Here is a 21,963-nt window from a genome sequence, read left to right on the forward strand (position 1 = left end):
TCGGTCGGGCGAGGGAGGGCGAAGGGAACTCCAAGCGAAAAGGGCGGCCCGAGGGCCGCCCTTTTCCCGAACGAGCGCGTCGATCGCCCGAAATCAGTCCGCTGCCTCAGTTGGCCGCTTTGGGCTTCTCGGCGGACGCCTTGTCGCCGCTTTGCGCAGGCGCCGCGGAGGCGCTGTTCTTGATGCCGTGAAGCAGGTCGTCGGCCATCTTGAGCGCCTTGTCGTCCTTGGCGTCCGGCGGAACGTAGGACTGCGAGCCGGTCTTCTCGTCGCCGTCGTTCTTCAGATGGCCGCGCAGCGAGGCCTCGCCCTTGGTGTCGGTGCGCGCCTTCAGCTCTTCCGGCACGTCCTGCAGCACCTCGATGTCGGGCACGATGCCCTTGGCCTGGATCGACTTGCCGGACGGCGTGTAATAGCGCGCGGTGGTCAGCCGCAGCGCGCCGTTGCCGCTGCCGAGCGGAATGATGGTCTGCACCGAGCCCTTGCCGAAGGAGCGCGTGCCGACGATGGTCGCGCGCTTGTGGTCCTGCAGCGCGCCGGCGACGATCTCGGAGGCCGAGGCTGAGCCGCCGTTGATCAGCACGATCACCGGCTTGCCCTTGGTCAGGTCGCCCGCATGCGCGGAGCGGCGCTGCGTCTCCTCGGCGTTGCGCCCCCGCGTCGAGACGATCTCGCCGCGCTCCAGGAAGGAGTCCGATACGGTGACCGCCTCTTCGAGGAGGCCGCCGGGATTGTTGCGGAGATCGACGATGTAGCCCTTCAGCTTGTCGCCGATCTGGTTCGAGAGGTTGGCGATCTCCTTCTTCAGGCCTTCGGTGGTCTGCTCGTTGAAGGTGGTGATGCGGATATAGGCGATGTCGTCGGTCTCGACGCGCGCGCGCACCGAGCGGACGCGGATGTTGTCGCGCACCAGCGTCACGTCGATCGGATTGTCGGCGCCCTTGCGGATGATCTTGAGCCGGATCTTGGTGTTGACGGGACCGCGCATCTTCTCGACCGCCTGGTTCAGGGTCAGGCCCTGCACCGCTTCGTCGTCGAGCGTGGTGATGATGTCGTTGGCCATGATGCCGGCGCGCGAGGCCGGGGTGTCGTCGATCGGCGAGACCACCTTGATCAGGCCGTCCTCCATGGTGACCTCGATGCCGAGGCCGCCGAACTCGCCGCGGGTCTGCACCTGCATGTCACGGAAGCTCTTGGCGTCCATGTAGCTCGAGTGCGGATCGAGGCCGGTGAGCATGCCGCTGATCGCGGATTCGATCAGCTTGGTGTCGTCGGGCTTCTCGACATAGTCGCTGCGCACGCGCTCGAACACGTCGCCGAACAGGTTGAGCTGGCGATAGGTGTCCGCGGTGGCGGCGCGCGCGCTCGATCCCATGAACACCGCGCGCGGCTGGGTCACGAACAGCGTCAGCGCCGCACCGGTGGCCGCGCTGAGGAGGATAACTGAAGTCTTGCGCATCATCCGCGAACCTTCTCGCCTTCATTTGCGGCCCACCATGGGCCTGGATCGATTGGAGTGCCGTCTTTGCGGAACTCGACATAGAGCACAGGTTGACTCGCATTGGTGGCGAGAATGGAGGCGACCTGGGATGTCGAGCCCATGGTCGCGACCGGCTCCCCGGTGAGTACAAACTGTCCGATGTTGACCGAAATGCGCTCCATCCCGGCGATCAGGACATGATACCCGCCCCCGGCATTGAGGATCAAGAGTTGTCCATAGCTCCGGAAGGGACCGGCATAGACCACCCAGCCATCACACGGCGTTGTGACCTGCGAGCCGGGCCGCGCTGCCAAAGAAATGCCTCTTTGTACGCCGCCGGCGCCGTCGGAACCGCCAAAATCCCTGATTTTGGTACCGTTGACGGGTAAGGATAACAGTCCCTTGGCCGAGGCGAAGGCGATCGCGGGGGCCTGCCGGGACCGGTCCTTCAAAGCGGCCAGATTCGGCTTGCCATTCGCGGTTGCTGAGGCCTGGCTTGCAGCCGCGGCCGCCTTGGCCGCGCTCTTGAGATCCTGCTCCATCTTGGCGATCAGGCCCTGCAGGTCGCCGACTTGCCTGGACAGCGCGATGGCGCGCGCGTTCTCGGCGTCGAGGTCCTTTTCCCGTGCCGACTGCTGGCGCTGCCGCTCGTCGACCAGCGCTGCGAGCCTGGTCTGATCGCTGCGGACCCTGTCGCGGTCGGAGGCGAGCTGGTCGCGCTCGGCCGCGATGTTCCTGCGCAGGCTGATGAGCGCGCCGAGTTCGCCGGCGAGCTTCTCGGCCCGGCCGCGCAACTCCGGCACCACGGCGCCGAGCAGCATGGCCGTGCGCAGCGATTGCAGCGCGTCCTCGGGCCGCACCAGCAGCGCCGGCGGCGTCCGCCGTCCGGCGCGCTGCAGCGCCGCCAGCACCTCGACGATGTCGGCGCGGCGCGAATCCAGCGAAGCCCGCATCTCCTGCTCGTGCCCGTTCAGGCCGCGCAGCCGCGCCTCGGCCTCGCCGATCTTGGTCTCGACGGCGCGCACATTGGCGGCGGTGTCGATCAGTTGCTGGTTGAGCTTGGTGCGGTCCTGCCCGAGCGTGGCGATCTCGGCCTTCAGCTTCGCCTGCGCCTCTTCGGCGCTCTTCTGTTGCGTCCGCGCGGCCTCGAGCTCCTGCTCGCGCTGCTTGATCGCCTCTGGCGAGACGGCGGCGGATTGCGGCGCGGGCGGCGCCGTCTGCGCGGCCGCAGGGAAACTGCCGCCGGCGAAACCTGCGACCAGCAGCAGCGAGAACAGCCGGCGTCGGCTCCGCGCATCGTGGTTCGAGGTGGGGATCGGTGCCCGCGGCATCAATCGAAAAACGGCTTCGTTGTGGCGCGCATCACGCGCGGTGATAGGGATGGCCGGCCAGGATGGTTGCGGCCCGATAGAGTTGTTCCAGGAGCATGACGCGGACCATTTGATGCGGCCAGGTCGCCGAGCCGAACGCGATTGCGAGCTTGGCCTTACGGCGCAATTCGGGCGAAAGTCCGTCCGCCCCGCCAATCAGGAAGATCGCATGGGCACTGCCCTCGTCGCGCCAGCGGCCGAGTTTCCGTGCGAATACGGTGGAATCGAGATTCTGTCCGCGCTCGTCCAGCGCCACCACGACCGATTTCTCGGGAATGTGGGCGCTGATCGCGGCGGCCTCCTCGGCCATCCGGGTGGCCGTGTCGCGTGCGCGGCTTTCGGGAATTTCGTGGATCGAGAGTTCGCGGAACCCGAGCTTGCGGCCGGCCTCGTCGAACCGCTCGAAGTACCGTTCGGCGAGCTCCCGCTCGGGCCCCTGCTTCAGCCGGCCGACCGCGATGACAGCGACACGCATAGCGTCTTTCGAATCGCGCGCACCATGCGCGCACGCACGCTAGCATGCGCGTCCGCCGATTCGAAATCGGCCAGACCCTCTAGACCGCTCGCGCCGCTCCGGGGCCCTGCGTCCACAATCTCTCGAGATTGTAGAATTCGCGGACCTCGGGTCTGAACACGTGCACGATCACATCGCCGGAATCGATCAGCACCCAGTCGCAATTGGGCAAGCCCTCGACGTGGATGTTCCTGATGCCGTTTTCCTTGAGGCCTTTCGTGACGTTTTCCGCGATCGCGCCGACGTGCCGGTTGGCCCGGCCCGAGGTGACGACCATGTAGTCGGAGAACGCCGATTTGCCGCGAAGGTCGATGGTGACCGTCTCCTCCGCCTTCATATCCTCGAGGCGGGAGAGGATCATCTTCAGCGTCTTGTCGGCGTCGGGTTGCGCCTCCAAGGCTGCAGCTGGGGTCGATGTCTTACGCGCAGGTTTCGCGACCTTGGGTAAAACAGACTTGGACAATACAGGTGTGGCCAGGGACCATTTCCTTTCACTGTATCGCGAACGCCGAATCCTCGGCGTTCACGGGCTATTCTACGCATGTGGGGTTAAAGGTTTCAATATGCCAGTGTCTCCGCAGACCCACGTGCATCACTTCGCCGGCTTCCAGCTGCCGTCCGGGTTCCGCAAGCCGGTCGAGGACAAATTGAGCTTCAGTCCGGTGAGGAAGACCCATGCGGGCGCCGGCCGCCCGGCTAACCCGGCTGCCTCGTTCTCGGGCAACCGGTAGCGCGCGAGCGCCTGGGCGGCGGGCGAGGCGAGGGCGCGAAAGCTCTGCGGCGGGCGGTCGATCACCGCGATCGGCACCTGGGCGGCGATGCGCCGCCAGTCCTGCCAGCGATGGAATTGCGCGAGGTTGTCGGCGCCCATGATCCAGACGAAGCGCGGGCCGCTGGCGCGGCGGCGCAAGGTGTTGATCGTGTCGATCGTGTAGCGCGTGCGGATGACGGATTCGAGACAGCTCACCGCGATGCGCGGATCCTGCGCCACCGCGCGCGCCGCTTCCATGCGTGCGCCGAGCTCGCGCAGCGCGCCCCGCTCCTTCAGCGGATTGCCCGGCGTGACCAGCCACCACACGCGATCGAGCTGCAGTCGCTTCAGCGCGAACCGGCTGATGGCGCGATGGGCGGCGTGCGGCGGATTGAAGGAGCCGCCGAGCAGCCCGATGCGCATGCCCTCCGTGTAGGGCGGAAGCGCTTGCGCCACGAAGCGCGGCAGGACGAAGATGCTGCTCAATGCGCGGCCCGCGATGTCACGGCCGCGTCTGGCCGGTGCCGTGCACGCGGTACTTGAAGCTCGTCAACTGCTCGGCGCCGACCGGGCCGCGGGCGTGGAACTTGCCGGTGGCAATGCCGATCTCGGCGCCGAAGCCGAACTCGCCGCCATCGGCGAACTGGGTGGAGGCGTTGTGCAGCACGATCGCGGAATCGACCTCGCTCAGGAATTTTCTCGCGGCAGCCTCGTCCGCGCTGACGATCGCGTCGGTATGATGCGAGCCGTGCTTCTGGATGTGCGCGATCGCGCCGTCGACGCCGTCGACGAGCTTCGCCGCGATGATCGCATCGAGATATTCGGTGTCCCAGTCTTCGTCGGTCGCGGGCCTGACGCGGGAGTCCGCGCGCTGTGCGGCATCGTCGCCGCGAACTTCGCAGCCGGCGTCGATCAGCATCCCGACCAGCGGCTTGAGCTTGGTTGCGGCTGCGGCGCGATCGACCAGCAGCGTCTCGGCTGCGCCGCAGACGCCGGTGCGGCGCATCTTGGCGTTGAGCACGATCGACTTCGCCATGTCGAGATCGGCGCTGGCGTCGACATAGACGTGGTTGATGCCTTCGAGATGCGCGAACACCGGCACGCGCGCCTCGGCTTCGACCCGCGCCACCAGGCTCTTTCCCCCGCGCGGCACGATGACGTCGATCGCGCCGTCCAGCCCGGACAGCATCAGGCCGACAGCGGCGCGGTCGCGCGTCGGCACCAGCGTGATCGCGGCCTCCGGCAGCCCCGCCTCGCGCAGGCCCTGCACCAGGCATTCGTGGATCGCGCGGCAGGAGCGGAAACTGTCGGAGCCGCCGCGCAGGATCACGGCGTTGCCGGATTTCAGGCACAGCACGCCTGCGTCGGCTGCGACGTTTGGCCGGCTCTCGAAGATCACGCCGACGACGCCGAGCGGCACGCGGACGCGTTCGATGGTCATGCCGTTCGGCCGCTGCCAGCGCTCGGTGACGACGCCGATCGGATCGGGAATGCCGCGAACGATGGCGATGCCTGCGGCCATCGCCTCGACGCGCGCCGGCGTCAGCGCGAGGCGGTCGATGAAGGCGCTTGTCGCATCGCCGCTCGCGCGGGCCTCCGCGACGTCCTCGGCATTGGCGGCGAGGATGGCCGCCGCGTTGCCGCGGATCGCCCGCTCCATCGCCTCCAGCGCGCGATTCTTCTGCTCCGCCGGCGCCAGCGCCAGCACGCGCGCCGCAGTGCGGGCACGGGCGGCGAGATCGCTCATCAGTGCCTGGAGGTCGGCACCGCTCTCGACGGCTTTCAGGGGGGCGGCCATGGCTAACTCAACGGCTGGTCTAACCTTCTGCTAAGGGCGTGTCCTAGCACGGAAAACCGGCGGTTGCGAAGGCCAGGCGGGTATGGCTGGGGTCCGCGAGGGCGGCGCCTCGGCCAATGGCCGACTGAGCCGGGGCACAAACTCGGCCGCTCTGGCCCTTATCCGCCTACCACCAGGTCGTCACGGTGGATCAACTCGGAGCGGCCGCTGATGCCGAGGATCGTCATCACGTCCGGCGAAGAGCGGCCCTTGATGCGCTCGGCGTCCTCGGCGTCATAGGCGATGAGGCCGCGGCCGATCTCGCGGGCGTCCGGGCCGCGCACGATCACGGCGTCGCCGCGTGCGAACTGGCCCTCGACCTTGATGACGCCGGCCGGCAGCAGGCTCGCGCCGGCGCGCAGCGCCGCCACCGCCCCGGCGTCGATGGTCAGGGTGCCCTTCGGCTCCAGCGAGCCCGCGATCCAGCGCTTTCGCGACGTCACGGGATTGGCCGGCGTCAGGAACCAGGTGCAGCGGCCGCCGTCGGCGATCGCCTGCAGGGGATGCTCGATCTTGCCCGAGGCGATCAGCATATGTGTGCCGCCGGTGGTGGCGATCTTGGCCGCCTCGACCTTGGTGCGCATGCCGCCGCGCGACAACTCGGACTCGGCATCTCCCGCCATTCCCTCGATTTCCGAGGAGACGCTCTCCACCACGGGGATGAGCTTTGCGTTCGGATTGCTCTTCGGCGGGGCGTCGTAGAGGCCGTCGATATCGGACAACAGCACCAGCAGGTCGGCGCTCGCCATGGTGGCGACGCGGGCGGCGAGGCGGTCATTGTCGCCGTAGCGGATCTCGTTGGTGGCGACGGTGTCGTTCTCGTTGATCACGGGGATCGCGCGCCACTCCAGGAGCTTTGCGATGGTGGAGCGCGCATTGAGATAGCGCCGGCGCTCCTCGGTGTCTTGCAGGGTCACCAGGATCTGGCCGGCGCCGATGCCGTGATCGCCGAGCACCTCCGACCAGATCCGCGCCAGCGCGATCTGGCCGACGGCTGCGGCCGCCTGGCTCTCCTCCAGCTTCAGCGGGCCGCGCGGCAGCTTCAGCCGGCTGCGGCCGAGCGCGATCGAGCCTGAGGAGACGATCAGGACATCGCGGCCGTCGCGATGCAGCTTGGCGAGGTCGGCAGCGAGCGCCGCGAGCCACGCCGCGCGCACTTCGCCTGCCTCGGAATCGACCAGCAATGCCGAGCCGACCTTGACGACGATGCGGCGGAAATTGCTGAGTTCGGGGCGGGCCATGGCGTAGTTTGATAGCTCTGGAAAGCGGCGGAGCGTCAAGCGGCGCCGGATGCTGTCAGCTTTTGCAGCAGGACGGTGGCCGGCGCAAGGCGGTAAACTGCACCAAGGTCGGCCTTGTGTCCGGCGGTCTGGCGGTTCTAATGCCGGCAACGACAAGGGGGAACGCATGGATCGCCGCAATTTCATCGCCGCCTGTCTCGGGCTGCCGCTGCTCGGCGGAGCAGGCGCGGCCCGCGCCCAGGCCGGGCTGATCAAGATCATCTTTCCGTTCGCGGCGGGCGCGGGCGGCGACACCCTGTGCCGGCTGATCGCCCAGGAGATGGCGCCCGCGCTGGAGCGCACCATCATCGTCGAGAACCGCACCGGCGGCGACGGCCTGATCGGCATCAAGGCGGTGAAGGGCGCCAGTCCCGACGGCGCCACCGTCCTGGTGACGACCGGGCCGACCATGTACCTGCTGCCGATGGTGGAGACGACGCCGACCTTCGACACGGCGAAGGATTTCATGCCGGTGTCGCTGCTCGCCCGCTTCGAATTCGCCGTCGTGATCGGACCGACGATCGGGGCCACGGACTTCGAGGAGTTCACGGCCTGGCTGAAGGCCCATCCCGACAAGGCGACGTTCGGCGTGCCCAGCAACGGTACGATCCCGCATTTCATGGGCTCGAAGCTCGAGAAGGATCTCGGCATCCCCTTGAGCCGCGTGCCCTATCGCGGCAGCGCGCCGATCCTCAACGACGTCATCGGCGGTCACATGCCGTTCGGCATCACGACGCTCGCCGACGCGCTGCCGCAGCATCGCGCGAAAAGCCTGAAGATCATCGCGGTCTCCAGCGCCGAGCGCTCGCCCTTCGCGCCCGATGTCCCGACCTTGAAGGAAAGCGGCATCGATCTCGTGGCGGACGCCTGGTACGGCATGTGGCTGCCGGCCGGCAGCCCGCCCGATCTGGCGGCCAGGATCGGCAAGGCCGCCGCAACCGCGCTCGCCAGGCCCGAGGTGAAGGAGAAGCTCACCGCGATCGGGTTGATTCCGGTCGGCTCGACCGCGGAGGGACTGATGAAAGAGCTCGCGGCCAACACCGCGCTCTGGCAGCCGATCGTCAAGGCGACGGGATACAAGATCGAGAATTAAGGGGCGCGCCCGTCAACAGGCTCTCCGCCGTCATTGCGAGGAGCGTAAGCGACGAAGCAATCCAGACTGTCTCCTGGGAGGCGGTCTCGGTTGCTTCGCTTCGCTCGCAATGACGGTTCTTGGCGAGTGCCTTCGCACCTCGCCTCACAGCTTCGCGCGCTGATCGATCCCCTCGCGGATCGCGGCGAGCTCCTTCTCGTCCCAGATGCCGATCAAAATGCCGCCTTTGACCTGGAGCTGGTTGTCGGCGTAGGCCGCGATCTTCTCGCGAGGAGTGGTGATGTGGTCGTTGGGATGCAGCGCCCAGTCGAACAGCGCCGCCTGCAGTCTTGCGACGACGTCGGCGCAATCGGGGTCGTCGCCGCGGTCGATGTACTCCTCCGGATCCGCCTGAAGATCGTACAGCATCGGGCGGAAGCCGGAGGCGTGGACGTATTTCCAGCGGCCGTCGAACACCATGAACAGGCGGCAGCGTTCGATCGGCTGGTTCAGCTTCAGCCGCACGTCCTGCATCGCATAGTCGTATTCGGAGAACACCACCGTGCGCCAGTCGGCGGGCTGCTCGCCGCGCAACAGCGGCAGCAGGGATCGGCCCTCGAGGATGTGGCCGGGCACCTTGCCGCCGAGATAATCGACGAAGGTCGGCGCCAGATCGATCGCCTCCACCAGCGCGTCCGAGCGCGTACCGCGCGTTGCGTCCGCGTCGGCCGAGGGATCGATGACGATCAGCGGGATCTTTGCCGACTGCTCGTGGAAGAGGTCCTTCTCGCCCATCCAGTGATCGCCGAGATAGTCGCCATGGTCGGAGGTGAACACGATCATGGTGTCGTCCAGCAGGCCGCGCGCCTCCAGAAACTTCATCAAGACGCCCATCTGGTCGTCGATCTGCGTGATCAGGCCCATATAGGCCGGGATCACCTTCTCGCGGGCCTCGTCGCGGGCCATGTTGCGGGAGTAGCGCATGTCCTGGTAGGCGCCGAACACCGGATGCGGATTCTGCCGCTCGCGCACCGATCGGATCGCGGGGATCATGTCTGCGGTCGAATACGTGCTGGCATAGGGTTCGGGCGCGATATAGGGCCAGTGCGGCTTGATGTAGGAGAGATGCAGGCACCACGGCCGCCCGTCGCTCTCGGCGTCCGTGATGAACTCCATCGCGCGCCGCGTCATGTAGGGCGTCTCGGAATGCTCCTCCGGGATGCGCGCGGCCTTGTCGGCATGCACCAGCAGCCAGCCGTTCTGCAGGGAGCCGTCGTCGGTCGCGCCGGAATTGGCCCAATGCTCCCAGGGATTGGGCGCTTCGAAGCCGTGCTGGCGCAGGTACGCATCGTATTTCGGCCGCGCGCGGCCGCTCGGATGCAGGCCGTCGTCGCGCTCATAGGGCTCAAAGCCGCATTCGGCGACATGGACGCCGATGATCGATTCCGGGGGGATGCCGAGCTGCTTCATGCCTTCGAGGTCGGGCGCCATGTGGGTCTTGCCGACCAGCACGTTGCGCACGCCGATCTTCTTCAGGTGATCGCCGAGCGTCGGTTCGCCGACGCGCAGGGGCCAGCCGTTCCAGTGCGAGCCGTGCGAGCGCATGTAGCGGCCGGTATAGAAACTCATCCGTGACGGGCCGCAGATCGGCGATTGCACATAGGCGTTGGTGAACAGCACGCCGCGCTTCGCCATGACGTCGATGTTCGGGGTCTTCAGGGTGGGATGACCGGTGCAGCCGAGATAATCGTAGCGAAGCTGGTCGCACATGATCCAGAGAACGTTCTTCGCGCGCGCCATGCTTTTCACTCCGCCCCGTCTTGATTTGTCGGATGCTGCGCTATCGATGGCGCGAAGACAACCTCTCCCATGGGGCATGCGCGAGCCTGCGGCCGCGCATTCCGTGTCGTCCCGGCGAACGCCGGGACCCATAACCCCAGGACGTTGTCTAGCGACGACTGGTCGTTCGGCACGACGACCAGCCGCTTCCGATGGATCACGCGGTATGGGTCCCGGCGTTCGCCGGGACGACATTGGGGAGAGAGGTTACGCCGTCCAAATCACGCCGACCACGGCTCCGCTTCGGCGGCGCTCCTGGCCTTGGCCGACACCGGGGCTTCGCCGATCACTTCGGCAAGCGCGCGCAGCGCTTCCTTGACGCCCTGGCCGGTCGCGGCCGAGAGCAGGAGCGGCGTCTTCTTGGCGGCGCGCTTGAGGCGATCCTTCTGCTTCTTCAATTCGTCCGGCGCGATCGCGTCGATCTTGTTCAGTGCCACGATCTCGATCTTGCCGGTGAGCTGGCTGCCATAGGCATCCAGCTCGTTGCGCACGGTCTTGTAGGCCTTGCCGGCGTGCTCGCTTGTCGCGTCGACCAGGTGCAGCAGCACGCGGCAGCGCTCGATATGGCCGAGGAAGCGGTCGCCGAGCCCGGCACCTTCATGCGCGCCCTCGATCAGCCCGGGAATATCCGCCAGCACGAATTCGCGCCCGTCGGCGTTCACGACGCCGAGCTGCGGATGCAGTGTGGTGAAAGGATAGTCGGCGATCTTCGGCCGCGCCGCGCTGACCTTGCTGAGGAAGGTCGATTTGCCGGCATTGGGCAGCCCGACGAGGCCGGCGTCGGCGATCAGTTTCAGCCGCAGCCAGATCCAGCGCTCCTCGCCGGGCTGGCCGGGATTGGCGTTGCGCGGGGCGCGGTTGGTGGAAGACTTGAAATGCGCGTTGCCGAAGCCGCCATTGCCGCCCTCGGCGAGAACGAATTTTTCGCCGACCTTGGTGAAGTCGTGGATGAGCGTCTCGCGATCCTCGTCGAAGATCTGCGTACCGACCGGCACCTTCAGCACGATCGCCTTGCCGTTCGCACCGTGGCGGTCGGAGCCCATGCCGTTCTCGCCCTTCTGGGCCTTGAAGTGCTGCTGGTAGCGGTAGTCGATCAGGGTGTTGAGCCCGTCGGCGACCTCGACGATGACGTTGCCGCCGCGGCCGCCATTGCCGCCGGAGGGGCCGCCGAACTCGATGAACTTTTCGCGCCGGAACGCCACGCAGCCGTTGCCGCCGTCGCCGGAGCGGATATAGACCTTTGCCTCGTCAAGGAATTTCATGGGCCATAGGTAGGGCAGGGGGCCTCGCGCGGCAACCCGAACCAGCCCGGCAAGACGCCGAATTTCGGCGATTTCGGCCCTTGCTTAACGTCGGCGGAGGCCACGGGGCATCATGCCGGTCGTCTCCGGATCAGGAATTTCTGCAGGCCTTCCAGCACCAGCTCCTTGCGCTGGTTGTAGACCGTGCTCCTCAGCGTCACCACGCCGGTGGTGCGGCCGGGGATGAGCTCGGTCACCTCCAGCGCTGGATAGATCGTGTCGTCGGCGTAGACCGGCTTCAGGAAACGGCTCGACTGCTCGAGGAAGCCGACCAGTGACTCCTCGACCATGAACGGGAACAGGCCGGCGCCCGGCGCGGTGTGGACCAGGGTTTGGAAGCCGTGGGCGAGCAACTGCGGCATGCCGCGGGTGCGGCAATATTCGACGTCGTAGTGCACGGGGTGGGTGTCGCCGCTCGCGGTCTGGAACGCGGCGAACACCGCCGAGGTCTGGGTGCGGCTCGGCAGCACGAAGCGCTCGCCGAGCACGAAATCCTCAAACCAGCGTTGCGCCGGGATCATGCGATGCTGGGTCGGATCGAAGTCGGTCATGTCTTTGCGCTCGTCTCGCGGGGGCACTGCCCATCCGTATCGCGCCGCGACACGCGCGACAATCCGTTCAATTCGCCATGCCGGGCTTGTCCTCGGCGTCCGCGGCATTAAAACGGCTGTCGTGGCCCTCGTGGCCGCCGCCGATGCTCTTTCAGCCGTCATTGCGAGGTCTATCCGCGGAAAAAGTCTGGATTGCTTCGCTTCGCTCGCAATGACGAATTCCTCTCAGCAGACTCGCCGCAATGCCGCTGTTCAAGAAGCTCTCCGCCTATGACGACCGCTCGGCGCGATTGGCCGGCATCGCGCTGATGCTGCTGTCGATCTTCATGTTCTCGTTCGGCGACGCCATGGGCAAGTTCATCGTGGCGACCTATTCGGTGGGGCAGCTGTTGTTCCTGCGCGCTTGCGCGGCGCTGCTGGTGCTGTCGCCGATCATCTGGCGGCAGCGCGCCGAGTTCACCCGCCTGGAGCGGCCGTGGCTGCAGCTCCTGCGCGTAACGCTGTCGACGCTGGAGGTGGCGGCTTTTTTTCTGGCGACCGTTTATCTGCCGCTCGCCGACGTCATCACCTACTACCTCGCCGGCCCGATCTTCGTCACCGCGCTGTCGGCGGTCCTGCTCGGCGAGCATGTCGGCTGGCGGCGCTGGACCGCGATCCTGATCGGCTTCTGCGGTGTGCTGATCGCCCTGCGTCCGTCGGCGCAGACCGTCAGCCTGCCGGCGCTGATCGCGCTCGGCGGCAGCCTGTCGTTCGCGCTGCTGATGCTGATCACGCGCTCGCTGCGCGACACACCCGACATCGTGATGGCCTCCTCGCAGTTTTGCGGCACTTTCCTGCTCGGCCTCGGGCTGTCGGCGTTCAACTGGGTGCCGCCGACCGCCGGCAGCCTGGTGCTGTTCGCAATTGCCGGCTGCACCTCGGTCTCGGCGCTGTTCTGCGTCAACCGCTCGCTGAAACTCGCGCCGGCGAGCGTGGTGGTGCCGTATCAATATTCGATGATCGTGTGGGCGGTAATCTTCGGCTTCGTCGTGTTCGGCGACGTGCCGTCGGCGGCGACCATCGTCGGCGCCGCCATCATCATCGGCGCCGGCCTCTACATCTTCCTGCGCGAGCGCGACCTCGGCCGCAAGGACGCGCAAGTGAGCCCGCCGGTGTAGGTCGTCGTCCCGGGGCGCGCAAAGCGCGAGCCCGGGATTGGCGAAGACTCGGAGTTGGAGCCTTCGAGTAACACAGGCCTGTGGTTATGGGCCCCCGCTTTCGCGGGGGCGACGACGACGATTGGTGCGGCCTACCGCGCCCGCCGCGCGCGGCTCCAGCTCTTCAGCGAGGACCAGACGCCGCGGGATAGGCGAAAGCTGTCGACGGGCGTGGAGCACCCCAGCGCCTCGAAGCGGTGCAGCTCGACGCCGCTCCACTGGAAGCCGCACTTCTCCAGTACGTTGCGCGAGGCCGGGTTGGTCACACGCGCGCCGGCATGGAGATGATCCTCGCCGAACTCCTCGAAGAAGAAGTCGATCGCCCCGCGCGCCGCTTCGGTGGCGTAGCCGCGGCCCCAGTGCTCGACGCCGAGCCAGTAGCCGAGCTCGGCCGCATCGCTCCTGGAGCGATCGATGCCGACCATGCCGACCGGCGTGTCGTCGTGCTCGATCAGGAAGACGCTTTCGCTACCGAGCTTGGCCGTGGTGCGGATGAAGTCCACCGCATGATCCTGGGAATAGGGATGCGGGAGGCGACGGGTGTTCTCGGCGATGCGGCGGTCGTTGGCAAGGCGCGCGATGGCCTTGACGTCGGCAAGCGTCGGCCGGCGCAGCGTGAGCCGCGCGGTCTCCAGCGAATTGGATCTCGCCTCGCGAAAGACCGGGGTCGAAAAATCCTGCAGCATGTCGGGCTCCGTCAACAACATCAGTCGAAATGAAAAGGGGAGGCCGGTTTCCCGCCTCCCCTGGAGCCTCGTCGTGGACTCCGCCGGTTTGGTCAGGACCCGGCGGACTCCAAATTTGATCCACCGTCTATTCAGCCGCCTCCGCCATCGGGAGAACCGATACGAACGTGCGGCCATTGGCTTTGGCCTGGAACTCGACACGACCTTCGATCTTGGCGAACAGAGTATGATCGGTGCCCATGCCGACATTAAGGCCGGGATGCCATGTGGTGCCGCGCTGGCGCGCGATGATGTTGCCGGGAATCACGTGTTCGCCGCCGAACACCTTGATGCCAAGGCGCTTGCCCTTCGAATCGCGTCCGTTGCGCGATGAACCGCCTGCTTTTTTGTGAGCCATGGCCCGTCTCCGAAACCTTCCGTATCTCTAGATCAATTCCTTGAAGGAATCATTTCATTTCTTCTCACGCATCAATTCGTGAATTGGCGCGATCACTTTTTCAGGCGGCGGCTTCCTTCGGCGCCTTTTCCTTCTTCGGACGCGGTCCGATCGAGGGCTTGGCGTCGTTGGTCAGGATCTCCGTGACGCGCAGCACCGTGATCTCGTCGCGGTAGCCGCGCTTGCGGCGGGAATTCTTGCGGCGGCGCTTCTTGAACGCGATCACCTTCGGGCCGCGCTTGTGCTGCAGCACCTCGGCCGCAACGGAGGCGCCCTTCACCGTGGGCAGTCCCAAGACCGGCGTGTCGCCGCCGACCACCAGGACCTCGTTCAACTGCACGATCGTGCCGACCTCGCCGGCGATCTTGCCAATCTCGAGCACATCATCCGGAACGACGCGGTACTGCCGGCCGCCGGTTTTGATGACTGCGAACATCGTTTTCTTCCTTCGTGTTCAATCCCGACCTTGCGGACGACGGGCGTCCGGGTCGGCTTTTTGTCAGTCGCTATGGGTTTGTTGATTTTTGCGCGGGCGGGCTAACCCCTTGAAAACCCACACAAAACAAGCGGCGCGAGAACTCCCCGCGCCGGATGGCGGGAGTTATAGCCGCTCGATGCCGCAAGTCAAGGAAAACCGGCCCAAAAAGGCTTCAAACCGAAGCAGTTTGGCCCGGTTTTCACTGTGCATGGGGTTGATCCTCGAGAATTGGACGCGCCCGCAACCAACCGGTTCCCCGGCCGTTGTCCCCCCGGCAATCCAGGCTGGGCAAGGGCTCCCATGGCAGACGAGCTGGTCTTGACGACGGGCATCGCCCAGCACGGAGCGGGCCGCCTGCCGTCGGTCGAGGTCGACAGTTTCAACGTCGAGATGAAGGACGAGGACGGTTTCCTGGGCGACCGCGCCAGCAAGGGGGCGTTCCGCAAGATCCTGGACGGCTGGCGCAAGCCGCTGCGCAAGACCGGCGAGGATCCCTTCGGCGACGAGCCGTCGGACCGGATCAACAAGAAGACGCTCGACGCCATGCTGGTCGGCGACGACACCGAGGCCTCGGCGGTCGTGCACAGCGCGATCGAGGATTTCGCCCAGGAGCTCGCCCATGTCACCCGCCGCTTCCTGAAGAGCAAGGCCTGGGCCAAAACCGAGCGCATCGTGGTCGGCGGCGGCTTTCGCGACTCGCGGCTCGGCGAGCTCGCGATCGCGCGCACCGACATCATCCTGAAGGCCGAGGGCTTCAAGATCGACATGCTGCCGATCCGGTCCCATCCCGACGAGGCGGCCCTGATCGGGGCGCTGCATCTCGCGCCGTCCTGGATCTTCGAGGCCTATGACAGCATCCTCGCCGTCGACATCGGCGGCACCAACATTCGCTGCGGCATGGTCGAGACGCGCTGGAAGAAGGCCGCCGACCTCTCGAAGGCGGCGGTCTGGAAGGCCGAGCTGTGGCGGCATGCCGACGATGAGCCGACCCGCGAAGGCGCGGTGAAACGGCTTTCCAAGATGCTGAAGGAGCTGATTGCGGCCGCCGAAGACGAGGGCTTCAGGCTTGCTCCGTTCATCGGCATCGCCTGTCCGGGCGTGATCCGGGAGGACGGCGGAATCGAGAAGGGCGCGCAGAACCTGCCCGGCAATTGGGAGAGCAGCAAATTCAACCTGCCGGCGTCTCTCGTCGAGGCCATCCCGGAGATCGGCCGGCACGACACCGCCATCCTCATGCACAATGACGGCGTGGTGCAGGGGCTCTCGGAGGTGCCGTTCATGCAGGATGTCGAGCGCTGGGGCGTGCTCACCATCGGCACCGGGCTCGGCAACGCGCGCTTCACCAATCGCCGCAAGGACGGCGGCAACGGCAAGGACAGGAATTCCACGGACAACGGCAGGAAGAAGGACAGGAGCGACAAGGAGTAACCTTGACCGGTTAGGTTAAGGTGCGGATTGGATTGCGGGACCTCGCTCGTCCGCTACGGTCGATCCGTCGCTTCACCTGGCCTGCGAAGCCGCCCTTCACGGCCAGAATTTCGATGAGCGGCAAGGGACCGCCAGTATTTACCGCGTCTGGCGGTCCCACCCCTTCCTCGTCAGCACCAGCCGATCCGCTGTGCCCCGCCCGGTTCGCGCCAGATGAATCTGCGCCGTTGCCCCTGACGGCGAGATGCTCCATCGCTGTTCCCGCGAGGCAAAAGAGGCGGCGAATTTTCGGCTTTCGCGCCTTGTCTGGCCAGCCATCCTCGCCTAGAACACGCCCCGACCACAGGGGGTCCCCGATTTGGCGCCTTAGGAGAGGTGGCAGAGTGGTTGAATGCACCGCACTCGAAATGCGGCATAGGTGCAAGCCTATCGGGGGTTCGAATCCCTCCCTCTCCGCCATAATGAGCAGCTTCGAGAAAGCCTCGTACGATAAGGCTCTGCTGCGCGACCAAGAGTTCCTGACGTAGTCCCTGGTAGCCCTGCTGCATGAATGACCATCAGACGTGGCTCAATGGTCCCCGCCGATGCGGACAGACTCGTTGAGCAGTTGGCGACTGCGCCGATCTCGACGATCAGGTCCACATCTCGTCCGGTGAACTTTCGCGTCCTCCGTCCCCCATTTGGGTGCGCGCCTCCAATTGATCGTGACACCGGCACCGAAAGATTTCGGCCGTTCGAGTGTGGCGTCGCTCGACGAGGTAGCGACGATGTGACGCTCATAGATGAGCGCCGCGGCTCTGCTCATCGATGCTGCTTCTTCCGATCATGGAAATAAATTTCCTGCCGGCGCCTTCGGCAGGATCATTGCCGATCGCCAATGCCCGGCTGCGCCTCGATGCTGCCCGCCTTGGAGATGGCGGCGTCTCGTCCCTTTCCCATCGTGATACCGCTTCTCCAGAGGTCGGTTCCTTGCCTTTACATTTTGCCATAGCTGCGGCGGCAGCCATGTTCCGCTGCGCTTGTCAGCCAAGGCATATTCTGCTCAGTGTCCCCCAAATTGCGCTGCAAAGGCGCATGCATCCATCGACCAAAATCAATAGTCAGCGAGGAAATGAAATGATGCGCAAGTTGACCCTGGCCATTGCCGTCATAGCCCCCATGCTCGGTCACGTCGCATGGGCCGAGGACGCCATCAAGATCGGCTACATCGATCCGCTCTCCGGTGGCGGAGCCAGCGTCGGCGAGGGTGGCTTGAAGACGTTCCAGTACCTGGCCGACGAGATCAACGCCAAGGGCGGTATTCTCGGCCACAAGGTCGAGATCGTGCCGTTCGACAACAAGACCAATCCGCAAGAGACCCTGGTGCAGGCCCAGAAGGCGATCGACGGCGGGGTTCGATACGTCACGCAGGGCAACGGTTCGTCCGTCGGCCTGGCCCTCGAGGATTTCGTCACCAAACACAATACGCGCAATCCCGGCAAGGAAGTCCTGTACTTCAACTACGCCGCGGTCGATCCGGCCATGACCAACGAGAAGTGCAGCTTCTGGCATTTCCGCTGGGATGCCAGCTCGGACATCAAGATGGAGGCGCTCACCAACTACATGAAGGGCATCGCCTCGATCAAGAAGGTGTATCTGATCAATCAGGACTATTCGTTCGGCCAGTCGGTACGCAGCGACGCGCGGAAGATGCTGACGGCGAAGCGGCCCGACATCCAGATCGTCGGCGACGAATTGCATCCGTTGCTGAAGGTCACGGATTTCTCGCCCTACATCGCCAAGATCAAGGCGTCCGGCGCCGACAGCGTCGTCACCGGCAACTGGGGCCAGGACATCGCGCTGCTGCTCAAGGCTGCGGCCGATGCCGGCCTGAAGGTCAACTGGTACACCTACTATGCCGGCGGCGCCGGCGGCCCGACCGCGATCAAGCAGACCGGTCTCGATCACCAGGTCTTCCAGATCACGGAAGGCTTCGCCAATTCGGGCAATCAGGTCGCGATGGACTACGAAAAGGCCTTCCGCGCGAAGGTCAACATGTCGCTCTGGTATCCGCGCGCGGTGAACGAGATGCGCATGTTCAAGGCCGCGGCCGAAAAGGCCAACTCCATCGACCCCGTGAAGGTGGCGGGCGCGCTCGAGGATCTGAAATTCGAGGTCCTGGATGGCGGCACCGGCTTCATGCGCAAGGATGACCACCAGTTCTTCCAGCCGATCTACATCTCCTCCTTCGGCAAGCTCGCGGCGAACGAGCCGTTCGACGAGGAGAATACCGGTTGGGGCTGGCATCTGGTCTCCAAGATCGATACGCCGCAGGCCATGGTCTCCACGACCTGCAAGATGACGCGGCCGTAAACCATGCGCGTCGCCGTCCCGCAGCATTTTGGTTGCGGGGAGGCGGCGTTCGGAATGTGATACCGGTCGGACGATGGTCGCCGGGGCCACGAGGCCCCGGATATTTCACGAGTGCACGGTGCTTGAACTCATTGTCATCTCGACCTTGAACGGCGTCCTGTTCGGCATGCTGCTGTTCCTGCTGTCGAGCGGCCTGACGGTCATCTTCAGCATGATGGGCGTGCTCAACTTCGCCCATGCCAGCTTCTACATGCTTGGTGCCTTCTTCGGCTTCCAACTGACGAAGTGGATCGGCTTCTGGCCGGCGCTGGTGGTCGCGCCGCTCCTGGTGGGCGCGATCGGCATGGCCGTCGAGCGCTATGGCCTGCGCAACACGCACAAGCACGGCCACGTCGCCGAGCTGCTGCTGACCTTCGGCCTTGCGTTTGCGATCGAAGAGATCGTGTCGATGATCTGGGGCAGGAGCCCGCTCGATTATCGCGTGCCGGCCCTGCTGGACTTCCCGGCCTTCACCGTCTTCTCGACCAACTATCCCGCCTACAAGATCTTCATGCTGGCCGTGTCGGTCGCGATCTTCGTGGCGCTCCTGATCGTGCTCAAGCGCACCCGGGTCGGCCTCATCGTGCAGGCGGCGCTCACCCATCCCCACATGGTGGCGCATCTCGGTCACAACGTCGGCCGCGTGTTCATGGTGGTCTTCGGTGTCGGAAGCGCGCTGGCCGGTCTTGCCGGGGTCATTGCCGGCCCCGCCTTGGTCACGCAATCCGACATGGCCGCTTCGCTCGGGCCCATCCTGTTCGTCGTCATCGTGTTCGGCGGTCTCGGCTCGCTGCCCGGTGCCTTCATCGCCTCGCTCGTCATCGGTCTGGTGCAGACCTTCGCGGTGGCGCTGAACGGTTCGCTGGCCAGTGCCTTCGGCCCGCTCGATCCGTCGGCGGGGCCATCCGCGCTCGCCGACATCTGGAACGTCACGATTGCCCAGGTCGCGCCGATCGTTCCTTATCTCCTGCTGGTGATCATTCTGATCGTGCGCCCGATGGGCCTGATGGGGACGCGCGAGTCATGACCGCTGCAACGACCTCGGCGTCGAACGCGGCAAAGCCCGCCGGCGAAAATCTGCGCTTCTACGGCGTCTGGCTGACCGGCGTGATCATGTTGATCGTTCTGCCGCTGGTGTTCTCGTCGGGCGGGTCGCTGACGTCCTTCAGCCTGATCGGAATCGCGATCGTCTTCGCGCTCTCCTACAACATCCTGCTCGGTCAGACCGGGCTCCTGTCGTTCGGCCACGCCGTTCATTACGGCCTCGGCGGCTTCGCGGCCTGTCACATGATGAATGCGGTCGTGTCGCACGGCTGGCCGATTCCGCTGCCGTTCATTCCATTGGTCGGCGGCCTCGGCGGCCTCGTCTTCGCGATGATCATCGGCTGGGTCATGACGAAGCGCGCCGGCACCGTGTTCGCCATGATCTCGCTCGGCATCGGTGAACTGGTGGCATCATCGTCGCTGATCCTGCGCTCCGTGTTCGGCGGCGAGGCCGGCATCACCACGGACCGCACCGCGCTGCCCCGCATGTTCGGCTGGACGTTCGGGCCGCAGCTTCAGGTCTATTATCTGATCGCGTTCTGGCTGGTGATATCGACGGTCGCGATGTACGCGCTGACCCGGACTCCGCTCGGGCGGATCAGCAATGCCGTCCGCGACAATCCCGAACGCGTCCAGTTCATCGGCTATGATCCTCACGTCGTCCGCTATTTCGCCTACTGCTTTGCCGGGTTCTTCGCGGGCATCGCCGGCGGCCTGGCGGCAATCAGCTTCGAGATCGCGAACTCGGCCTATCTCGGCGCGATCCAGTCCGGTCTCGTGCTGTTCGCGACCTTCATCGGCGGCACCGCCTATTTCTTCGGGCCGATCCTCGGCGCCATCCTGGTGACTTATCTGCAACTCGGGCTGACCGACGTCACCAGCGTCTGGCAGCTCTATTTCGGCATCATCTTCATCGGCATCGTGATGTTCTCGCCCGGCGGCATCGCCGGGCTCCTGATGATGCACCGGCCGCTGGTCCGCGCCGGATCGCTGTGGAGCGTGATCCCGTCCTATCTGGTCGCGATCGTGCCGACCGTGGCGCTCGCCTGCGGCGTCATCCTGACCATCGAGACGATCGCGCGCTATCCCGACGGCGAGCGCAATCCCGTCAATCTGTTCGGCGTAGCCTTCAATCCGGGGTCCCCGGCGACGTGGATTGCCGCAGCGGTCCTCGTCATCGGCGGTTTCTTCGTCGCGCGGTTGACGTGGATGCGGATCGCGGATGCATGGGATCGGGCGGCGACGGTCGCGCGCGATCGGGGGCATCTGATATGACCGCAGCCATCGAGGTCCGCGCCGTCGAAAAGCGTTTCGGCAATGTCGGCATCATCCACGATCTCAATCTCAGCGTCGCGCAAGGCGAGCGGCATGCCATCATCGGGCCGAATGGCGCTGGAAAATCCACAACGTTCAACCTGATCAGCGGCCATATCGAGCCGACCTCGGGCGAGGTGAGGCTGAACGGCCAGGTGATTTCCGGCCTGCGGCCGTTCGAGATCAACCGGCGTGGCCTGTCGCGCTCGTTCCAGGTCACGAACGTGTTCGCCCGCATGACGGTCTGGGAGAACGTCCGCTGCGCCGTGCTGTGGGCCACGGGGCATCGCTACGCGTTCTGGAAGAACGTCGATCACCTGCCCGAGGTGCGCGAGCGGACCGCCCGGATCCTGGAGGACATTCATCTCACGCACCGGCGCGATGTTCCGGCGGGGCTGCTGACCTATGCCGAGCAGCGCGAGCTGGAAATCGGCATCACGATTGCGAGCGGCGCGACCGTCGTCATGCTTGACGAGCCGACCGCCGGGATGAGCCACGCGGAAACCGAACGCGCCGTGTCCCTGATCCGGCGCCTGACCGAGGGACGAACGCTGGTCATCGTCGAGCACGACATGAGCGTGGTGTTCGGCCTTGCCGACCGGATCTCTGTGCTGGTCTACGGCCACATCATTGCATCCGGAACGCCCGAGGAAATCCGGCGCGACCCGAAGGTCAAGGAAGCCTATCTCGGCGAGGAAGCGCACTGATGCTCGAGGTCAGGAATCTTCACGCCTATTACGGCAAGAGCCACATTCTCCAGGGCGTCGACCTCGACGTCGCCGCGGGCGAGGTGGTGAGCCTGCTCGGCCGCAACGGCGTCGGCCGTTCGACCACCGTCAAGGCGATCATGGGCGAGGTCGTTCCGCAGGGCACGATCCGCTTCAAGGGCAAGGACATCGTCGGCCTGCCGAGCTACAAGATCGCGCGCCTCGGCCTCGGCTACGTGCCGGAAAACCGCGACATCTTCCCGACGTTGACCGTGCGGCAGAACCTTG

Annotated in this window: 21 protein-coding genes and 1 tRNA gene; 9 read left to right on the plus strand and 13 right to left on the minus strand. The window is 65.6% G+C overall.

Annotation, left to right across the window (positions count from 1 at the left end; translation table 11 throughout):
* Positions 1 to 106: 106 nt before the first annotated feature.
* From KGM94_RS11290 to proB, 7 genes are all read right to left on the minus strand, one after another.
* Positions 107 to 1,462: a S41 family peptidase gene (locus tag KGM94_RS11290; protein WP_300258452.1), complete on the minus strand. Its 1,356-nt coding sequence runs from the start codon at positions 1,460 to 1,462 to the stop codon at positions 107 to 109.
* Positions 1,459 to 2,811: a peptidoglycan DD-metalloendopeptidase family protein gene (locus KGM94_RS11295; RefSeq protein WP_300258454.1), complete on the minus strand. Its 1,353-nt coding sequence runs from the start codon at positions 2,809 to 2,811 to the stop codon at positions 1,459 to 1,461. The genes KGM94_RS11290 and KGM94_RS11295 overlap by 4 nt, the downstream gene beginning before the upstream one ends.
* 31 nt (positions 2,812 to 2,842) lie before the next feature.
* Positions 2,843 to 3,325 carry a 23S rRNA (pseudouridine(1915)-N(3))-methyltransferase RlmH gene (gene rlmH / locus KGM94_RS11300; RefSeq protein WP_300258457.1) on the minus strand — a complete coding sequence of 161 codons (483 nt, stop codon included), beginning with the start codon at positions 3,323 to 3,325 and terminating at the stop codon, positions 2,843 to 2,845.
* Positions 3,326 to 3,404: 79 nt separating this feature from the next.
* A complete protein-coding gene (rsfS, locus tag KGM94_RS11305; protein WP_300258460.1) occupies positions 3,405 to 3,761 on the minus strand; it encodes a ribosome silencing factor in 357 nt (118 codons plus the stop codon).
* Between the two features lie 195 nt (positions 3,762 to 3,956).
* On the minus strand, positions 3,957 to 4,601 hold the full coding sequence (locus KGM94_RS11310; RefSeq protein WP_300258463.1) for a nicotinate-nucleotide adenylyltransferase: 645 nt from the start codon (positions 4,599 to 4,601) through the stop codon (positions 3,957 to 3,959).
* 16 nt (positions 4,602 to 4,617) lie between these two features.
* The gene (locus tag KGM94_RS11315; RefSeq protein WP_300258466.1) at positions 4,618 to 5,913 is read right to left on the minus strand and encodes a glutamate-5-semialdehyde dehydrogenase; all 1,296 of its coding nucleotides are present in this window, start codon (positions 5,911 to 5,913) and stop codon (positions 4,618 to 4,620) included.
* Between the two features lie 158 nt (positions 5,914 to 6,071).
* Positions 6,072 to 7,193: a glutamate 5-kinase gene (gene proB / locus KGM94_RS11320; RefSeq protein WP_300258468.1), complete on the minus strand. Its 1,122-nt coding sequence runs from the start codon at positions 7,191 to 7,193 to the stop codon at positions 6,072 to 6,074.
* A 166-nt stretch (positions 7,194 to 7,359) separates the two neighbouring features.
* On the opposite strand from proB, the gene KGM94_RS11325 reads away from it, so the two are divergent.
* Positions 7,360 to 8,325 (plus strand): Bug family tripartite tricarboxylate transporter substrate binding protein, encoded by a 966-nt coding sequence (locus KGM94_RS11325; RefSeq protein ID WP_300258471.1) that lies wholly within the window; start codon positions 7,360 to 7,362, stop codon positions 8,323 to 8,325.
* A 144-nt stretch (positions 8,326 to 8,469) separates the two neighbouring features.
* On the opposite strand, the gene KGM94_RS11330 is transcribed toward KGM94_RS11325, so the two are convergent.
* The 3 genes from KGM94_RS11330 to KGM94_RS11340 all read right to left on the minus strand — a co-directional run bounded on the left by KGM94_RS11330 (position 8,470) and on the right by KGM94_RS11340 (position 11,995).
* The gene (locus KGM94_RS11330; RefSeq protein WP_300258474.1) at positions 8,470 to 10,104 is read right to left on the minus strand and encodes an alkaline phosphatase family protein; all 1,635 of its coding nucleotides are present in this window, start codon (positions 10,102 to 10,104) and stop codon (positions 8,470 to 8,472) included.
* A 260-nt stretch (positions 10,105 to 10,364) separates the two neighbouring features.
* On the minus strand, positions 10,365 to 11,405 hold the full coding sequence (obgE, locus tag KGM94_RS11335; RefSeq protein ID WP_300258477.1) for a GTPase ObgE: 1,041 nt from the start codon (positions 11,403 to 11,405) through the stop codon (positions 10,365 to 10,367).
* Positions 11,406 to 11,515: 110 nt separating this feature from the next.
* Positions 11,516 to 11,995: a MaoC family dehydratase gene (locus KGM94_RS11340; RefSeq protein WP_300258480.1), complete on the minus strand. Its 480-nt coding sequence runs from the start codon at positions 11,993 to 11,995 to the stop codon at positions 11,516 to 11,518.
* A 242-nt stretch (positions 11,996 to 12,237) separates the two neighbouring features.
* Here KGM94_RS11340 and KGM94_RS11345 point away from each other — a divergent pair, with 242 nt between their 5' ends.
* The gene (locus tag KGM94_RS11345; protein WP_300258484.1) at positions 12,238 to 13,152 is read left to right on the plus strand and encodes a DMT family transporter; all 915 of its coding nucleotides are present in this window, start codon (positions 12,238 to 12,240) and stop codon (positions 13,150 to 13,152) included.
* Positions 13,153 to 13,283: 131 nt separating this feature from the next.
* Here the strand turns inward: KGM94_RS11345 and KGM94_RS11350 are convergent, their stop codons facing one another.
* From KGM94_RS11350 to rplU, 3 genes are all read right to left on the minus strand, one after another.
* Entirely contained in the window at positions 13,284 to 13,877 is a 594-nt protein-coding gene (locus tag KGM94_RS11350; RefSeq protein WP_300258487.1) for a GNAT family N-acetyltransferase, read from the minus strand.
* Positions 13,878 to 14,004: 127 nt separating this feature from the next.
* Positions 14,005 to 14,274: a 50S ribosomal protein L27 gene (gene rpmA, locus KGM94_RS11355; protein ID WP_300258490.1), complete on the minus strand. Its 270-nt coding sequence runs from the start codon at positions 14,272 to 14,274 to the stop codon at positions 14,005 to 14,007.
* A 100-nt stretch (positions 14,275 to 14,374) separates the two neighbouring features.
* Positions 14,375 to 14,749 (minus strand): 50S ribosomal protein L21, encoded by a 375-nt coding sequence (gene rplU / locus KGM94_RS11360; RefSeq protein WP_300258493.1) that lies wholly within the window; start codon positions 14,747 to 14,749, stop codon positions 14,375 to 14,377.
* A gap of 342 nt (positions 14,750 to 15,091) precedes the next feature.
* On the opposite strand from rplU, the gene KGM94_RS11365 reads away from it, so the two are divergent.
* From KGM94_RS11365 to KGM94_RS11395, 7 genes are all read left to right on the plus strand, one after another.
* Positions 15,092 to 16,219: an ROK family protein gene (locus KGM94_RS11365; RefSeq protein WP_300258498.1), complete on the plus strand. Its 1,128-nt coding sequence runs from the start codon at positions 15,092 to 15,094 to the stop codon at positions 16,217 to 16,219.
* Between the two features lie 369 nt (positions 16,220 to 16,588).
* Positions 16,589 to 16,678, plus strand: a tRNA-Ser gene (locus KGM94_RS11370).
* A 660-nt stretch (positions 16,679 to 17,338) separates the two neighbouring features.
* The gene (locus KGM94_RS11375; protein WP_300258515.1) at positions 17,339 to 18,571 is read left to right on the plus strand and encodes a branched-chain amino acid ABC transporter substrate-binding protein; all 1,233 of its coding nucleotides are present in this window, start codon (positions 17,339 to 17,341) and stop codon (positions 18,569 to 18,571) included.
* A gap of 118 nt (positions 18,572 to 18,689) precedes the next feature.
* A complete protein-coding gene (locus KGM94_RS11380) occupies positions 18,690 to 19,637 on the plus strand; it encodes a branched-chain amino acid ABC transporter permease (protein WP_300258502.1) in 948 nt (315 codons plus the stop codon).
* The gene (locus KGM94_RS11385; RefSeq protein WP_300258505.1) at positions 19,634 to 20,929 is read left to right on the plus strand and encodes a branched-chain amino acid ABC transporter permease; all 1,296 of its coding nucleotides are present in this window, start codon (positions 19,634 to 19,636) and stop codon (positions 20,927 to 20,929) included. The genes KGM94_RS11380 and KGM94_RS11385 overlap by 4 nt, the downstream gene beginning before the upstream one ends.
* On the plus strand, positions 20,926 to 21,675 hold the full coding sequence (locus KGM94_RS11390) for an ABC transporter ATP-binding protein (protein ID WP_300258508.1): 750 nt from the start codon (positions 20,926 to 20,928) through the stop codon (positions 21,673 to 21,675). The genes KGM94_RS11385 and KGM94_RS11390 overlap by 4 nt, the downstream gene beginning before the upstream one ends.
* On the plus strand, positions 21,675 to 21,963 hold a 289-nt coding region (locus KGM94_RS11395), incomplete at its 3' end, for an ATP-binding cassette domain-containing protein (protein WP_300258512.1). The genes KGM94_RS11390 and KGM94_RS11395, both read left to right, overlap by 1 nt.

This window comes from Bradyrhizobium sp., assembly GCF_028868675.1.
Classification (GTDB): domain Bacteria; phylum Pseudomonadota; class Alphaproteobacteria; order Rhizobiales; family Xanthobacteraceae; genus Bradyrhizobium.

Coding starts and splice junctions, on each gene's coding strand:
- KGM94_RS11290 (WP_300258452.1), bottom strand. CDS start 1,462: ATGATGCGCAAGACTTCAGTTATCCTCCTCAGCGCGGCCACCGGTGCG.
- KGM94_RS11295 (WP_300258454.1), bottom strand. CDS start 2,811: ATGCCGCGGGCACCGATCCCCACCTCGAACCACGATGCGCGGAGCCGA.
- rlmH (WP_300258457.1), bottom strand. CDS start 3,325: ATGCGTGTCGCTGTCATCGCGGTCGGCCGGCTGAAGCAGGGGCCCGAG.
- KGM94_RS11315 (WP_300258466.1), bottom strand. CDS start 5,913: ATGGCCGCCCCCCTGAAAGCCGTCGAGAGCGGTGCCGACCTCCAGGCA.
- proB (WP_300258468.1), bottom strand. CDS start 7,193: ATGGCCCGCCCCGAACTCAGCAATTTCCGCCGCATCGTCGTCAAGGTC.
- KGM94_RS11325 (WP_300258471.1), top strand. CDS start 7,360: ATGGATCGCCGCAATTTCATCGCCGCCTGTCTCGGGCTGCCGCTGCTC.
- KGM94_RS11330 (WP_300258474.1), bottom strand. CDS start 10,104: ATGGCGCGCGCGAAGAACGTTCTCTGGATCATGTGCGACCAGCTTCGC.
- obgE (WP_300258477.1), bottom strand. CDS start 11,405: ATGAAATTCCTTGACGAGGCAAAGGTCTATATCCGCTCCGGCGACGGC.
- KGM94_RS11340 (WP_300258480.1), bottom strand. CDS start 11,995: ATGACCGACTTCGATCCGACCCAGCATCGCATGATCCCGGCGCAACGC.
- KGM94_RS11345 (WP_300258484.1), top strand. CDS start 12,238: ATGCCGCTGTTCAAGAAGCTCTCCGCCTATGACGACCGCTCGGCGCGA.
- KGM94_RS11350 (WP_300258487.1), bottom strand. CDS start 13,877: ATGCTGCAGGATTTTTCGACCCCGGTCTTTCGCGAGGCGAGATCCAAT.
- rpmA (WP_300258490.1), bottom strand. CDS start 14,274: ATGGCTCACAAAAAAGCAGGCGGTTCATCGCGCAACGGACGCGATTCG.
- rplU (WP_300258493.1), bottom strand. CDS start 14,749: ATGTTCGCAGTCATCAAAACCGGCGGCCGGCAGTACCGCGTCGTTCCG.
- KGM94_RS11365 (WP_300258498.1), top strand. CDS start 15,092: ATGGCAGACGAGCTGGTCTTGACGACGGGCATCGCCCAGCACGGAGCG.
- KGM94_RS11375 (WP_300258515.1), top strand. CDS start 17,339: ATGCGCAAGTTGACCCTGGCCATTGCCGTCATAGCCCCCATGCTCGGT.
- KGM94_RS11385 (WP_300258505.1), top strand. CDS start 19,634: ATGACCGCTGCAACGACCTCGGCGTCGAACGCGGCAAAGCCCGCCGGC.
- KGM94_RS11390 (WP_300258508.1), top strand. CDS start 20,926: ATGACCGCAGCCATCGAGGTCCGCGCCGTCGAAAAGCGTTTCGGCAAT.